The organism is Serratia sp. NPDC087055 (assembly GCF_044900985.1).
Lineage (GTDB): Bacteria > Pseudomonadota > Gammaproteobacteria > Enterobacterales > Enterobacteriaceae > Serratia.
In genome coordinates this window covers 1-13,955 of record NZ_JBJDOG010000001.1, presented here as the reverse complement: position 1 = coordinate 13,955, position 13,955 = coordinate 1, and the positions used below count along the sequence as shown (strand labels likewise).

Sequence of the window (13,955 nt, the reverse complement as noted above, 5' to 3'; positions counted from 1 at the left end):
AATCCCTCACGAAGTTTGGAGCTGCAGGTACCCCGTTGGGATAACCCCTGCAGGTGTTATTTGCCGGCATTCAACGCCGCCAGATTAAAATCAATCGGCATCGTCACGCTGACGGAGCCATTTCGTAACATGTCAGACGGGGGGACGGGCAACGGCTGCGCCCGCTCTACCACGGCGAGCGCTTCACGATCGAGTGACGCGGTGCCCGAGCGAACCAACAGTGTCACCTCCGACACTCGGCCCTGAGCATCAACGCGGAACGTCACCTGCGGCATGCCGGTACGTCGACGACTGCGAGCATCTGGCGGATAGCGTTTAATGTTGTTCAGATAGCCTTTCACCCGGCTTTCCCATGACAGCTTGGCTTGAACGCTGCTGTTGGAATCGCTGTTGAGCGGTGCAGCGGTCTGGCGGGCAATGTTCTGCGCCTTTGGCGCAGCAGCACTGGAGGCCGCGGCATGACGCATCTCTTTGGCCTGCTCTTCCGGGTTCGGCTGGGCTTTCTGCGGCGGCCGGTGTTCCGTGCGTTTTTTTTCTGCCACGGCAATCTTGGTCTTTTCGGCGCGCGCCAACGTCGGTAAATCAGGTTGATCCTGCTGCTCAGCCGGTTGCGCCGCAGAGGATTCCGCCTGTTGCACACCCAGCGGTAGTGGCTTGGGGCTTTCCGGTGCCTCAACCTGCTCCGCCCAGCTCATCATCACTGCCGGCGGAGGTAATTGCATCATCGGCAATGGCTGTGACGGCCAGTAAAACACCAATACCAGCGCGACGTGGGCCGCTATCGCACACAAAAAACCACGCACCCAACGCGGCTGCGGCATAGCAACGACCGGATAAAATAAAGACTGACTTAACATAGGGACATTAGAATACTTAATCGCGAATGATTGCAGATCACATTTGCTAATGATAATCATTTGTAACTGTTATTAACAGTTCTTTTCGCCGTGTTTACTCTATGAATTTCAAGTTGCAACAAACAGCGCTGCAACTTGAAAGGCACCGGTAATGGTTTCATTACTTCACGGCCGGGGTAATCCACAGATAATCTGCCACCTGTTTATCGACCTGCACACCGGGTTCTGCCAGCATCAATACCGTCGGCAGCGCTGCCGGTTGCAGATCTTGCACGTGAAGTGGCACCCCCACCGATTTGGACGCATGATAACCACCGGCAATCAGCAACGCCGGCGTCGGTGCGGCCAACATACGTTCGGCCATACGGCGATCGCGTTGCTGCTGGATTGCCAGCATCGCATGCAATTGTTGAGGTTCGATATTTCCGCCATGTGAGGTGCGAATCGTTTCCTCTAGCGCTTTTTGTACCACTGGCCGCACCGACAACCTCCCCTGCGGGAAACTCGGCTGCTGATAAAATGCCATGATTTCATTACGATCCAGGTTGGCAGACCACAGTGGATAAGGCGCGCGCATTGCCGCCATTACCACATCACCGTACAGCGACCACTTCCAACCTGGCTGCCAATCAATCAGCTCTGCTACACGACTGTCACGCACCGTCGGATTTGACTGCAGCCAGTGTTTCACCTGATCCACCTTAGCCTGCTGGTTCGGGTTTAGCATTTCCATCAGCACGCTGCCTTGTGGCCGCTGCCGAGGTAATTGCTGGACCAACCATTGTTCAATCTGATGGTGGTAAGGGTTGTCATGTTTCTCCCCAACAATCACCCGTTGCTCGGCAGACAGTCGGGCCAATAGCTGGTCAGGCGTCAGGTTTTCCCCACTGCGCAAGTCGGTAATTTTCCCCCGTTCGGCAAGCGTATTTTTTTGCGTTGGAACGGGAGTTTGGCTACAGGCACCGAGCGCCAGCGCGGCCAGTAAAATCAAAAATCTCATGATGCTGCCCTGTAATAAAAAGTGGCGACATTATAGATAATAATTATCATTTGCATATAGGCGATAACCTATCCTGAGATGCCGATAACTATTTTTACGCTATGGTTTTGGTCTCACATTGATTTCATGAGGTATTGCAGGTATAACCAATAGCCATTTAGCTGCTTAGACGTCTATACGGATAGAATATCATGCACTCACCTGTTCCCGCCGAAGGGCAATTCAAACGCACCATGAAAGCCCGTCACCTGGTGATGCTGTCGCTGGGGGGTGTCATCGGTACCGGACTGTTCTTCAACACCGGTTATATCATCTCGACTACCGGTGCCCTCGGAACCCTGCTAGCCTATTTGATCGGTGCGCTGGTGGTCTATCTGGTGATGCTGTGCCTGGGTGAGCTGTCGGTAGCGATGCCGGAAACCGGCGCCTTTCATGTCTACGCCTCCCGCTATCTTGGCCCGGCAACCGGTTATACCGTGGCTTGGCTGTACTGGCTCACCTGGACGGTAGCGCTGGGTTCCAGCCTGACCGCCGCCGGTTTCTGCATGCAGTACTGGTTTCCGCAATCGCCAGTTTGGCTGTGGTGCTTGATCTTCTGCGCGGCGATTTTCCTGCTCAATGTGGTCACTACCCGGTTCTTTGCTGAGAGCGAATTTTGGTTTTCGCTGATCAAAGTGGTCACCATTTTGGCATTTATTATCCTCGGTGGTGCGGCAATGTTCGGCGTGCTGCCGATGAAAGACGGCACTCCTGCGCCCTTCCTCCATAACTTGACCGCCTCTGGCTGGCTGCCAAACGGCACACTGCCGATCCTGATGACCATGGTCGCGGTGAACTTCGCGTTCTCCGGCACCGAGCTTATCGGTATTGCCGCCGGCGAAACAGAAAACCCGGAAAAGGTGGTCCCTTGGGCAATACGCACCACGGTGATCCGTCTGATGCTGTTCTTTATCGGTACCGTGTTTATTTTGGCTGCGCTGATCCCGATGGATCAGGCCGGGATTGTCAAAAGCCCGTTTGTCTTGGTATTTGAACGCATCGGTGTCCCTTATGCTGCCGATATCTTTAATTTTGTCATCCTGACAGCCATCCTGTCTGCCGCTAACTCGGGCCTGTACGCGTCAGGCCGCATGCTGTGGTCGCTGGCCAACCAACGCACCCTGCCGGCCTATTTCTCACGCGTCAATAAACGCGGCATCCCCATTAATGCCCTGACCTTCAGCATGCTTGGCGGTGTGCTGGCCCTGCTGACCAGCGTAATCGCACCAGACACGGTGTTTGTTGCCCTGTCGGCAATCTCCGGCTTTGCGGTGGTGGTGGTCTGGTTAAGTATCTGCGCGTCGCACTACGCGTTCCGCCGCCATTACCTGCGTAGCGGCCAGCCGATCGGTGGCCTGAAATACCGCGCTCCGGGGTATCCGTTAACGCCGATCCTGGGTTTTGCGCTGTGCCTGCTGGCCTGCGTCGGGCTGGCATTCGACCCGGAACAACGCATTGCACTGTATTGCGGCTTGCCGTTTGTGGCCCTGTGCTACGCCGCCTATTATCTGACCCGCCGCAGCGGGCAAACAACCTCTTTGGGAGACAATCATGTCGGTTAACAACCCTGTCGCGACCTTATTAGCCACTCAGCGCACGCTGATTTTAGATGGGGCACTGGCCACCGAACTGGAGGCGCGCGGCTGCGATCTCAGCGATCCCCTGTGGTCGGCAAAAGTCCTGATTGAGAACCCTGAACTGATTTATCAGGTTCATCTCGACTATTTCAACGCGGGTGCACAATGCGCTATCACCGCCAGCTACCAGGCCACCCCACACGGCTTTTTACGCCGCGGTTTGGATCACGCACAGTCCCTGGCGTTGATCGCCAAAAGCGTGCAGTTGGCGCAGCAGGCACGCAACGACTATCTGGCACAACAACCGCAGGCGGAACCGCTGTTGATCGCCGGGTCGGTCGGCCCCTACGGGGCTTATCTGGCCGACGGGTCCGAATATCGCGGTGACTACGCCTTGCCGCAGGAAGAAATGATGGCCTTTCACCGCCCACGCGTCAAAGCGTTGGCCGAAGCCGGGGTTGATTTGCTGGCCTGTGAAACCCTGCCGTCGTTTGGTGAACTGCAGGCCTTGTTGGCCCTGCTACACGAATTCCCAACGCTCGGTGCATGGTTTGCCTTTACCCTGCGTGACAGCCAACACCTCAGCGACGGTACGCCGTTAACCAGGGTCATGGCCGCACTGCACGCTAATCCGCAGGTATTGGCTATCGGCGTTAACTGCATTGCACTGGAAAATGTCACCCCAGCGCTGCAGCAGTTTGCCGCACTGGCTGACAAGCCGCTGCTGGTCTATCCAAACTCCGGCGAACACTACGATGCGGTAACCAAAACCTGGCATGCCTGTGGTGGCGCGCACGGCAACCTGATTGATCAAATTAGCGAATGGCAACGTATAGGCGCACGGTTGATTGGCGGCTGTTGCCGCACGACGCCGCAGGACATCCATCAGATCGCCGCCCGTTGTAAGGCATAAAAAAGCCCCCTGCGCCGAAACGCAGGGGGCTTATTGTCACTCAAGGCTTATAGCGGTTCGGTTTGCGCTTCCACCACGGCCAAGGCCACCATGTTGACGATACGGCGCACCGAGGCGATTGGCGTCAGAATGTGTACCGGTTTTGATACCCCCATCAGCACTGGCCCGACGGTCACCCCTTCGGAAGACGAAACGCGCAGTAGGTTATAGCTAATGCGTGCGGCTTCCATATTGGGCATGATCAACACGTTGGCCGCCCCTTTCAGCGGGCTGTCTGGCATCAGATCATTACGAATGCTTTCGACCAGCGCGGCGTCACCGTGCATCTCACCGTCAATTTCCAGCTCCGGTGCCATCTTGTTCACCAGTTCCAGCGTTTTACGCATCTTGCAGGCTGCAGGATTATCCGAAGAACCAAAGCTGGAATGGGACAACAGCGCCACCTTCGGCTCAATGCCGAAACGACGCACCGTTTCCGCTGCCATCAGGGTGATTTCTGCCAGTTGTTCCGGCGTCGGATCGTCATTGACATAGGTGTCAGCAATAAAGGTGTTGCCGCTAGGTAGCAGCAACGCGTTCATTGCCCCGGCGACGTGTGCCCCTTCGCGGAAGCCAAACACTTTCTCTACCACATCGTAATGCTCGTGATAGCTGCCGATGGTGCCGCAGATCATCGCGTCCGCTTCACCACGATGTAGCATGATGGCTGCAATCAACGTCGGGTTGCCAATGACCGCACGGCGTGCCTGCTCTTGCGAAACGCCACGACGCTTCATGATCTGGTAGTACTCGCCCCAGTATTCATTGAAGCGCGGATCGGACTCGTTGTTCACCACTTCAAAGTCTTTACCCGGCGTCAGTTGCAAACCAAGTTTTTTCAGCCGCATTTCAATTACGCTCGGGCGTCCCACCAAAATAGGGTAAGCCAGCCCTTGCGACACCAGTTCCTGCGTCGCATGCAGCACCCTTTCTTCTTCACCTTCTGCCATCACCACACGTTTTATTTCTTTCTTCGCCTGGGCAAAAATGGGCTTCATGAACAAGTTGGTTTTATAGACGAACTCCGACAGTTTCTCGACGTAGGCATCAAAGTCTTCAATCGGCCGCGTCGCGACACCAGACTCCATCGCCGCCTTGGCGACCGCAGGCGCAATTTTTACAATCAGGCGTGGGTCGAAAGGTTTTGGAATAATGTATTCAGGGCCGAATGACAGGTCCTGATCGCCATAGGCTGAAGCCACCACGTCACTCTGCTCTGCCAGCGCCAGATCGGCAATCGCATGTACGCAAGCCAGTTTCATTTCTTCGTTAATGGTGGTTGCGCCGACATCCAGCGCGCCACGGAAGATGAACGGGAAGCAGAGGACGTTGTTCACCTGGTTGGGATAGTCAGAACGGCCGGTACAGATGATGGCGTCTGGACGCACGGCTTTCGCCAACGGCGGCAGGATCTCAGGCTCTGGGTTGGCCAGCGCCATGATCAGCGGATCCTTGGCCATGGTTTTCACCATATCCTGCGTCAACACACCCGGACCAGAGCAACCCAGGAAGATATCCGCATCAGGGATAGCATCCCCCAGCATACGTTGGCCATTATCTTCAATGGCGTAAGCCGCCTTGGTTTGCTCCATATTGGCGTCGCGTCCCTTATAGATCACCCCTTTAGAGTCGCAAACAGTAATATTCTGCTGACGCAGCCCCAAGGCTACCAACAGGTTTAAACAGGCAATCGACGCCGCGCCGGCACCGGAAACCACCAGGCGCACGTCGGAAATGTTCTTTTTCACTACCCGCAGGCCGTTCAGCACCGCAGCCGTGGTGATGATGGCCGTGCCATGCTGATCATCATGGAACACCGGAATCTTCATGCGCTCACGCAGTTTCTGCTCAATGTAGAAGCACTCTGGCGCTTTGATGTCTTCCAGGTTAATACCGCCGAAGGTCGGTTCCAACGCGGCGATAACGTCAATCAACTTGTCAGGGTTAAGTTCATCCACTTCGATATCAAATACGTCGATACCGGAAAATTTCTTGAACAGGACACCTTTCCCTTCCATCACCGGCTTACCGGCCAATGCGCCAATATTGCCCAGCCCCAGCACTGCCGTGCCGTTGGAAATGACCGCCACCAGGTTGCCACGCGCAGTGTATTTGTAGGCTGCCAACGGATCGGCGGCAATTTCCAGACAGGGTGCAGCAACGCCCGGCGAGTATGCGAGCGCCAGATCGCGTTGCGTAGCAAGCGGCTTAGTTGGGGAGACCTGGATCTTGCCTGGGACCGGATATTGGTGGAAATCAAGCGCACTCTGTTTGAGCTGTTCGTCCATTATGGGTTCCTATGCTTTTTGCTTTTATGTTGAGGTAAGACTTGTAAACCTTTAAGGCTATGAGGCTGTACGCACCGCTTATTTGGCCCACCAAACCCCATGGCCGCGCCTTGTTGCGCGTTCAAATGACCGCCAGCGGCGCTCACGTACAATGGCAGGGCACAGCCTTTAAGTATAGTGAGAGAAACGTCACAAACTTTGAAGCGGCCCATAACCTTGATCGAAATTGTTTTTTAAAAGTAAAAAAAGAAGTACCACAGGACGAGACAAAAAACACGGCCGTCAGTGCAGCGGCAGTTCAGCTCGCCAGGCATTGAGCGTCGCCACCCGGCCTGCGCAAATTTGTAACGAGGTTTGTAGTGCCAGGGTGTAACTCAGCGCATCGCCCCAGGTGTTACCCAGTAACTGCGGCTGTTCGCACGGGGTAAACACCGACTCAGGGGGCAACAGCACCACCGGTGCTGCCGCCTGCGGCGGTTGGGCGCAGGAGCTCAATAACAGCGCCAGGCAGAGGCTGCCCAGCACAGGCGTCATTTTTAATCGCTTCACGGTATTTCCTCTGGTAAACGTCGCTTTGCTGACGCAGCTGACGTTCCTGTTGCTGTTGAGCCGCCATCAGCGCACGGTTCTGCGCATCCTGGGTTTGCAGTGTGACAATCAACCCCGCCTGCTGCGCCAGTGTCTTTTGCTGTTCGCTCGCCTGCTGTCGCACCAGATCCAGCCTGTGCGACAGCAGTGAGTTGTATGCACCGAGGCAAATTGCCACCATCAACAGCAGCAGCAATCCGCCTTGTGACAACCTGCTTAACCAACCGCTCATGCCGGATAATCCCTAAAGGAAAGCTGGAAATGCGGCCCATCTTTCAGGGTTTTCCATTCGCCGCCCCACTCAACGTTGACTGCACACTCGCGCGCCGCACGACGCACTGCCACAGCAATTTGCGCGTAGTAGTCCCATTCCCAGGACACCACACCCGCGGGCATGGCCACCACATCCACTGCATGACCGGTCAAATGACGGCTTTTCAGCGTTTGGCTTTGCCCCCCGCGCACCAGTTCACGCTGACGTGCCATGGTGCGTAATCCCTCGGTGATGGAAAACGGCACCAGCGAATAATGCAATGCCAACCGAATCACCCGTACCAAATCCGGGTGAACACCCACTAAATTGGCTTCGCTGCGGGCGGTGAAGCGAATATCTTCTATTTCATTTATCATTTTTGAACCCCGTTTTATTTCCAATGAATTTTTTAATTAAACCGCTGATATAATCGGCCCCAAGAAAGCCAATCAGTACGCTGGCAAGATTCGCCCATTTTAATTCCAGCCCGGCCAGTGCCAAGGCATCGCGCACCGTCCAGGCCAATAAAGCGCACATTCCTGCATTTAATAGCCGCCGCCGCATACCCACGTTACGATAGGCCCCGTGTAATAACGCCATGAGGCCTGCCAAAATGGCATTCATCACCGGCTGAAGATATTCACATGCTCGCTGGATAATTAAGCCAACAGCGTCTGGCTCTAAGCTGGACATAGCTACACTCCTATTTTACTTTAATTAAATGCCAATCACGGCCGGTGGAATATCGGTACCATCAGAATCTAGTTAAGGATGCTATAACAAAGCAAATGAATAAATACAGCCTCTAAGGTCAAATTCATTCACGCTCAACCATGACACAACAATGCCCAGTAAATAACGACACTGCTCGATGAAAAAATTCATCCTTACTGTGATTTATTTCGACTTTTATTTACCTTGAAAATAAACATTAATAGCGGCGGGAGATTCACTCTCAATAACAAAAAACCTCAACCTGGAGAAATACCATGTCCGAACGCAAAGCCGTTATTGGTTATTACTTTATTCCAACTAACCAAATTAATAACTATACCGAATCTGATACCTCAGTCGTGCCTTTCCCGGTGTCGAACATTACACCGGCCAAGGCCAGGCAGCTCACCCACATTAATTTCTCGTTTCTCGACATTAACAGCAATCTGGAATGTGCCTGGGATCCGGCAACCAATGACGTCAAAGCTCGCGATGTCGTCAGTCGGTTGACGGCGCTAAAAGCGCATAACCCTAACCTGCGCATTATGTTCTCCATCGGTGGCTGGTATTACTCCAACGATCTGGGCGTTTCCCACGCCAACTATGTCAACGCGGTAAAGACCCCGGCGTCACGCACCAAATTCGCGCAATCCTGCGTCCGCATCATGAAAGACTATGGTTTTGACGGTGTAGACATTGACTGGGAATACCCGCAGAGCAGCGAAGTGGATGGTTTTGTCGCTGCACTGCAAGAGATCCGTACCCTGCTCAATCAGCAGACCCTGGCCGATGGCCGCCAGGCACTGCCTTATCAACTGACCATTGCCGGTGCCGGCGGCGCATTCTTCCTGTCACGTTATTACAGCAAGCTGCCGCAGATCGTCGCCTCACTCGATTACATCAACCTGATGACCTACGATCTGGCGGGCCCATGGGAAAAAATCACTAACCATCAGGCCGGGCTGTTCGGCGACAGCGCCGGGCCAACCTTCTATAACGCACTGCGTGAAGCCAATCTGGGTTGGAGTTGGGAAGAACTGACTCGCGCCTTCCCTAGCCCATTCAGCCTGACGGTGGACGCCGCGGTACAACAACACCTGATGTTGGAAGGCGTACCAAGCAGCAAAATCGTTATGGGCGTGCCTTTCTACGGCCGCGCATTTAAAGGCGTCAGCGGCAGCAACGGCGGCCAGTACAGCACTCACAGCACGCCGGGGGAAGATCCGTTCCCAGGCACCGACTACTGGTTGGTGGGGTGTGAAGAGTGCGTCCGCGACAAAGATCCCCGCATTGCCTCTTATCGTCAGCTGGAACAAATGCTGTTGGGCAACTACGGTTATCAGCGCCTGTGGAACGACAAAACCAAAACGCCGTACTTGTACCATGCGGCCAAAGGCCTGTTCGTCACCTACGACGATGCCGAAAGCTTCAAGTACAAGGCTAAGTACATCAAACAACAGCAACTGGGTGGCGTCATGTTCTGGCACCTGGGCCAGGACAACCGCAATGGTGACCTGCTGGCCTCGCTGGACCGCTATTTCAATGCTGCGGACTACGATGACAGCCAATTGGATATGGGCACTGGTCTGCGCTATACCGGCGTGGGTCCCGGTAATCTGCCGTTCATGAGCGCGCCTGCCTACGTCGCCGGCACCGTCTATAACCAAGGTGCGCAAGTGTCTTATCAAGGCTATGTCTGGCAGACCAAATGGGGTTACATCACCTCGGTACCTGGCTCGGATACTGCCTGGCTGAAAGTGGGCCGCGTGGCATAACAACCGGTTGCACCATAAAAAAACCCCGTAGCCGACGGCGACGGGGTTTTTATTGTTTAATTTTCGCATCCCTTCGTCACTGTTCCCTTAGTTGTTACACCAAGGGTAACCTCCATCACGTATGACTTCGCGCCCCATCAGGCTAAAAACGTCGCTTTTACGCGTCAGGCGCTCATGCCACCAGGTAAAACCAGCCCCTTTACTGGCCGGATGCCAAGCCAGCCAAATCATTTCGTCACCTTTTTGCATATCAACCGGAACCGTCACCAGTTCACCACTTGCCAACTCTTTTTCGATCAGCGCTGGCGGCAAGAAACCATGACCAATACCCCGTTTCAACAGCGCCAGTTTGCTCTCAACATCGCACACCACCAGTTGACGCTGTAACGGCATGGTGCCGTGATTACGCTTTGGCAATTCGTGACTGCTGTCGGCAATCACCACCACGATGTCGTTCAGCCGCTGGTTTTTGTCCACCGGCTTTTTCTGCGCCGCAAACGGATGTGAAGGCGAGACACATAACACAAAGTTCAGCTTGCCCAGCATCAGCGTTTTCGCCTGCACGCTGTCCGGGATCTGGCCGATAGCGATAATCAAATCCGCCCGGTTGTTCTTCAAGGCATCCCAGGTACCGTTCAGTGCTTCTCGCTGCACAGAAATGTTGGCGTTTGGGCTGTGCTGAATATACTCACGGATATCCTGAGTGATCGTTTCTAACGGAAAGAAATTATCGACGACGATGCGGATATTATTATCGAGTTTGGGGATGTTTCTTACCCTACTTTCGAGATCCTGTACCGCATTTAAAATCCAACCGCCCTCCTGCAACAGAAATTCCCCTTCATCTGTTAGGGTAATCATCGGGCCATTACGATGAAAAAGTTTCACACAGAGCTTACTTTCAATATTGGACACACGGTAGGATATTGCCGAAGGCGTTTTATGCAGCGCCTCCGCCGCCATTGAGAAAGAGCCCGTACTTTTGATGGTGCTGATTATTTTAATCGCATCCAGGGATAATCTAGTCATACAAATTCCTCTTTGACATAAAATAAGAAAAAATTGACACTAAATTCCCAAGTGGTTGGCGCGTAAAGTCGTTCAAGTCACACAAGAGTAAGTAAAACCACAAGCAATATACTCCATATCAGAGAAAATCATCTGAAAGAGTATTCATCAATCCTTTAAATAAAATTCATCATGGCATCGATTTTTTAGACTGTAGCGTTTAAATAAATTCAACAAAGAAATAAAAGACAATCATCATAACAATTTTAGTTAATAGCCTATAAAAGATTCCACCCTGACGAGAGAGACTACGCGTAAAAATAAATCAAGCCGCCAAGAATGATGTTTTTAATTCCATTAATGACCCCTCATTTTACCGGTGAAAATAAACCCAACTTACAATACAACTTCAGTCAGGAGTGACTTATGAACAATACTTCCCGTACCCTTATGTCTCTTGGTTTGCTGAGCGCGGCACTGTTCGGCGTATCTCAACAGGCTTCAGCCCACGGTTATGTCGAAACACCCGCCAGCCGCGCCTATCAGTGCAAACTGCAGCTCAATACTCAGTGCGGCAGCGTGCAATATGAACCACAAAGCGTTGAAGGGTTGAAAGGCTTCCCGCAGGCCGGTCCGGCTGATGGGCACATTGCCAGCGCCGACAAATCCACCTTCTTCGAGTTGGATCAGCAAACACCTACCCGTTGGAACAAGATCAACCTGCATACTGGCCCGAACTCCTTCACCTGGACGCTGACAGCACGTCACAGCACCAGCAGCTGGCGTTATTTTATTACCAAGCCAAACTGGGATGCATCGCAGCCACTGACCCGCGCTTCGTTTGATCTGACACCGTTCTGTCAGCAAAACGACGGGGGTGCCATCCCTGGTGCGCAGGTCACCCACCAGTGCAACATACCGGCAGACCGTAGCGGTTCGCACGTCATCCTCGCCGTGTGGGATGTAGCAGATACGGCCAATGCCTTCTATCAGGCCATTGACGTTAATTTGACCAAGTAATAAGAAGAGGAATACCCTAGGGCTCAGCCAAGGCTGGGCCCTTTTTTATTGTCTGATGCCGCATAGGCCTCTCCCTCGCATGCCCATGAGGCCGCTTTTCGGCACATGCCAATGGCTAACAAGCCTTACTCTGCCTGGCTTCGAACGGGATCCATTGTTCTTATCCATCGCAACAATCAGAAAAAGCGCATTTTAATCATTACGCTTCTGATGCAGTGTGTTCAGCCTATGATGGAAAACGTTCTCATTTCCCTACATTGACGTTTGGTCAAGGAGCTTATAAATGAATCAATTAGACGCACTCAAGCAGCTAACCACGGTTGTGGCCGACAGCGGCGATATCGAATCTATTCGCCAGTTCGAACCGCAAGATGCCACCACCAACCCTTCACTGATCCTGAAAGCCGCTGCGCTGCCTCAATATAAGCCACTGATCCTCGAAGCCCTGAGCTATGCTCGCCAGCAGGGTGGCAGCAAAGAAACCCAACTGATCAACGCCAGCGACAAACTCGCCGTGAACATCGGCGTCGAAATTCTGAAAAGCGTACCGGGGCGCATTTCCACCGAAGTGGATGCCCGCCTCTCCTTTGACCGCGGCATGTGCGTTGCCAAAGCACGCAAACTGATCGGTCTGTATCAAGAACAAGGCATCGACAAGTCACGTATCCTGATCAAACTGGCCTCTACCTGGGAAGGCATTAAAGCCGCCGAGGAACTGGAAAAAGAAGGCATCAATACCAACCTGACACTGCTGTTCTCTTTCGCTCAGGCGCGTGCCTGCGCCGAGGCCGGGGTCTACTTGATCTCTCCCTTCGTCGGCCGTATCTATGACTGGTATCAGGCCAAACAGCCTGCCGCTGACTATGATGCCGACCAAGATCCAGGCGTGAAATCCGTACGCACCATCTACGAATACTACAAACAGCACCGTTATCAGACGGTGATCATGGGAGCCAGTTTCCGCAAGGTTGAGCAGATCCTGGCATTGGCCGGTTGCGATCGCCTGACCATCGCACCGAATCTGCTGGAACAGCTTAAGCACAGCAATCAACCGGTCGAGCGTAAGCTGACGCCTTCCACTGAAGCCTTCCACCAACCTGCCCCGCTGGCTGAGGCCGAATTCCGCTGGCTACATAATCAAGACGCGATGGCGGTTGAAAAACTGGCTGAAGGTATCCGCCTGTTCGCCGTTGACCAGCAAAAGCTGGAAGACATGCTGGCCGCTGAACTGTAATCACTCTGGAGTCCCGTAATGTCTTCTCGTAAAGAACTCGCCAACGCCATCCGCGCACTCAGCATGGACGCCGTACAAAAAGCAAATTCCGGCCACCCGGGTGCACCTATGGGCATGGCGGACATCGCCGAAGTCCTGTGGCGTGACTACCTGAACCACAACCCGACCAACCCGCACTGGGCTGACCGTGACCGCTTCGTCCTCTCCAACGGCCATGGCTCCATGCTGATTTACAGCCTGTTGCACCTCACCGGCTACGATCTGCCGATGAGCGAGCTGGAAAACTTCCGCCAGCTGCACTCCAAAACCCCAGGCCACCCGGAATACGGCTACACCCCAGGCGTTGAAACCACCACCGGCCCACTGGGCCAGGGTATCGCCAACGCCGTCGGTTTTGCCATTGCCGAACGCACCCTCGGCGCGCAGTTCAACCGCCCGGGCCATGACATCGTCGACCACCACACCTACGCCTTCATGGGCGACGGCTGCATGATGGAAGGCATCTCCCACGAAGTCTGCTCGCTGGCCGGTACCCTCAAGCTCGGCAAACTGACGGCGTTCTACGATGACAACGGCATCTCCATCGACGGTCACGTTGAAGGCTGGTTCACCGACAACACCGCCGAGCGCTTTGAAGCCTACGGCTGGCA

The 13,955-nt window shown here is 53.9% G+C and carries 13 protein-coding genes and 1 pseudogene; 6 read left to right on the top strand and 8 right to left on the bottom strand.

All coding sequences use genetic code 11. The features are described from left to right. Positions 1-56: 56 nt before the first annotated feature. Both ACI2J2_RS00070 and ACI2J2_RS00065 read right to left on the bottom strand, forming a co-directional pair. On the bottom strand, positions 57-821 hold the full coding sequence (locus ACI2J2_RS00070) for a cell envelope integrity protein TolA (protein ID WP_404759164.1): 765 nt from the start codon (positions 819-821) through the stop codon (positions 57-59). Between the two features lie 196 nt (positions 822-1,017). Next, the gene (locus ACI2J2_RS00065; RefSeq protein ID WP_404759163.1) at positions 1,018-1,857 is read right to left on the bottom strand and encodes a ChaN family lipoprotein; all 840 of its coding nucleotides are present in this window, start codon (positions 1,855-1,857) and stop codon (positions 1,018-1,020) included. A 191-nt stretch (positions 1,858-2,048) separates the two neighbouring features. Between ACI2J2_RS00065 and mmuP the strand changes: the two genes are divergently transcribed. Both mmuP and mmuM read left to right on the top strand, forming a co-directional pair. Further along, the gene (mmuP, locus tag ACI2J2_RS00060) at positions 2,049-3,458 is read left to right on the top strand and encodes an S-methylmethionine permease (protein ID WP_404759162.1); all 1,410 of its coding nucleotides are present in this window, start codon (positions 2,049-2,051) and stop codon (positions 3,456-3,458) included. Continuing rightward, complete coding sequence (gene mmuM / locus ACI2J2_RS00055) at positions 3,448-4,386, top strand: homocysteine S-methyltransferase (protein WP_404759161.1); 939 nt, start codon at positions 3,448-3,450, stop codon at positions 4,384-4,386. The genes mmuP and mmuM overlap by 11 nt, the downstream gene beginning before the upstream one ends. A gap of 47 nt (positions 4,387-4,433) precedes the next feature. Here the strand turns inward: mmuM and maeB are convergent, their stop codons facing one another. From maeB to ACI2J2_RS00030, 5 genes are all read right to left on the bottom strand, one after another. Further along, positions 4,434-6,713, bottom strand: a complete 2,280-nt coding sequence (gene maeB / locus ACI2J2_RS00050; RefSeq protein WP_404759160.1) for an NADP-dependent oxaloacetate-decarboxylating malate dehydrogenase — start codon at positions 6,711-6,713, stop codon at positions 4,434-4,436. Between the two features lie 282 nt (positions 6,714-6,995). Further along, positions 6,996-7,169, bottom strand: coding sequence for a hypothetical protein (locus ACI2J2_RS00045; protein ID WP_209638616.1), 174 nt, complete (start codon positions 7,167-7,169; stop codon positions 6,996-6,998). Then, positions 7,150-7,533, bottom strand: a complete 384-nt coding sequence (locus tag ACI2J2_RS00040; protein WP_404759159.1) for a hypothetical protein — start codon at positions 7,531-7,533, stop codon at positions 7,150-7,152. The genes ACI2J2_RS00045 and ACI2J2_RS00040 overlap by 20 nt, the downstream gene beginning before the upstream one ends. Continuing rightward, on the bottom strand, positions 7,530-7,931 hold the full coding sequence (locus ACI2J2_RS00035; RefSeq protein WP_209638612.1) for a M15 family metallopeptidase: 402 nt from the start codon (positions 7,929-7,931) through the stop codon (positions 7,530-7,532). Before ACI2J2_RS00035 ends, ACI2J2_RS00040 begins: the two co-directional genes overlap by 4 nt. Beyond that, positions 7,921-8,247, bottom strand: coding sequence for a phage holin, lambda family (locus tag ACI2J2_RS00030; protein ID WP_209638610.1), 327 nt, complete (start codon positions 8,245-8,247; stop codon positions 7,921-7,923). The genes ACI2J2_RS00035 and ACI2J2_RS00030 overlap by 11 nt, the downstream gene beginning before the upstream one ends. A 296-nt stretch (positions 8,248-8,543) precedes the next feature. Between ACI2J2_RS00030 and ACI2J2_RS00025 the strand changes: the two genes are divergently transcribed. After that, complete coding sequence (locus ACI2J2_RS00025; protein WP_404759158.1) at positions 8,544-10,043, top strand: glycosyl hydrolase family 18 protein; 1,500 nt, start codon at positions 8,544-8,546, stop codon at positions 10,041-10,043. Between the two features lie 87 nt (positions 10,044-10,130). Here ACI2J2_RS00025 and ACI2J2_RS00020 read toward each other — a convergent pair whose 3' ends face one another. Next, a complete protein-coding gene (locus tag ACI2J2_RS00020; RefSeq protein WP_209638606.1) occupies positions 10,131-11,072 on the bottom strand; it encodes a LysR family transcriptional regulator in 942 nt (313 codons plus the stop codon). 405 nt (positions 11,073-11,477) lie between these two features. Here ACI2J2_RS00020 and ACI2J2_RS00015 point away from each other — a divergent pair, with 405 nt between their 5' ends. The 3 genes and pseudogenes from ACI2J2_RS00015 to ACI2J2_RS00005 form a co-directional block, all read left to right on the top strand. Then, positions 11,478-12,071 carry a lytic polysaccharide monooxygenase gene (locus tag ACI2J2_RS00015; RefSeq protein WP_404759157.1) on the top strand — a complete coding sequence of 198 codons (594 nt, stop codon included), beginning with the start codon at positions 11,478-11,480 and terminating at the stop codon, positions 12,069-12,071. A 283-nt stretch (positions 12,072-12,354) separates the two neighbouring features. Then, complete coding sequence (gene tal, locus ACI2J2_RS00010) at positions 12,355-13,305, top strand: transaldolase (protein ID WP_209638601.1); 951 nt, start codon at positions 12,355-12,357, stop codon at positions 13,303-13,305. 18 nt (positions 13,306-13,323) lie between these two features. Then, positions 13,324-13,955 (top strand): annotated as a pseudogene (locus ACI2J2_RS00005) (transketolase); the annotation flags it as partial.